This is a genomic window from Limosilactobacillus rudii, assembly GCF_014145455.1.
Taxonomy (GTDB): domain Bacteria; phylum Bacillota; class Bacilli; order Lactobacillales; family Lactobacillaceae; genus Limosilactobacillus; species Limosilactobacillus rudii.
Genome location: NZ_JACIVB010000032.1, coordinates 1 through 471, shown reverse-complemented (window position 1 = coordinate 471; position 471 = coordinate 1). Strand labels below are relative to the sequence as shown.

Sequence of the window (471 nt, the reverse complement as noted above, 5' to 3'; positions counted from 1 at the left end):
GACCATCACTGACAGCCTTGTCATAGGCCTTCTTAGCTTCTTCACTGCCGTTGATGTAACTTGGATCGTTGTGCGTTGCACTTTGACCATTCACATCGTTGGTCAATGCTGTCTTGTCGGTGTCCTTACCATCTAAGGCTTTCTTGGCGTCATCAATGGCCTTCTTGGCATTGTCGACGTCTGTTTGACTAGCAGTTGGGTTGTCATATACTTTCTTACCGTCTGCTACTGCGTCATTGTATGCCTTTTGACTATCTGAAGTACTGTTCTTGTAATTAGCACTGCCTTGGGTAGTTGGTTGATCATCAATTGCTGACTTCAAAGCATCCTTATTGGTTGCTTCACCATTTAAGTTGCCCTTGGCATCTTCGATGGCCTTCGCTGCCTTGTCGACATCTGCTTGACTGGCATTATTGTCATCCAAGACCTTTTGACCATCACTGACAGCCTTGTCATAGGCCTTCTTAGCTT

At 45.6% G+C, this 471-nt stretch carries 1 protein-coding gene; it reads right to left on the bottom strand.

Annotated features, from left to right (window positions below):
- Positions 1-471, bottom strand: a 471-nt coding sequence (locus tag H5S39_RS01890) for an FIVAR domain-containing protein (protein ID WP_182595273.1), incomplete at both ends; no start/stop codon positions are given.